The organism is Aeromonas sp. SrichE-2G (assembly GCF_017939565.1).
Taxonomy (GTDB): Bacteria; Pseudomonadota; Gammaproteobacteria; order Enterobacterales; family Aeromonadaceae; genus Aeromonas; species Aeromonas taiwanensis.
The window spans coordinates 1-277 of the sequence record NZ_JAGKRG010000040.1 but is presented as its reverse complement, the minus strand read 5'-3'; the positions used below and the strand labels follow the sequence as shown (position 1 = coordinate 277).

Annotated in this window: 1 rRNA gene; it reads right to left on the bottom strand. The window is 50.2% G+C overall.

Annotation, left to right across the window (positions count from 1 at the left end):
* Positions 1-190: 190 nt before the first annotated feature.
* Positions 191-277 (bottom strand): 16S ribosomal RNA (locus J9885_RS14915); the annotation flags it as partial.

Genomic DNA, 277 nt, shown 5'->3' with positions numbered 1-277 from the left:
CTTTGCGCTGTCGCGCAGGCGATTGGGTAACGGCTCGCGCCATTATTCACATCCCAACACCCAACAAAAGGGCTTCTCTTGTTCAACCGAGGGTTGAACAAGCACTGACGCTTTCGCATCAGGTCTTTGCTCTAACTAGTTTGAATCAAGGCAATCTGTGTGAACACTCAACAACTTCGTCATCTTAAGGTAAGGAGGTGATCCAACCCCAGGTTCCCCTAGGGTTACCTTGTTACGACTTCACCCCAGTCATGAATCACACCGTGGTAAACGCCCT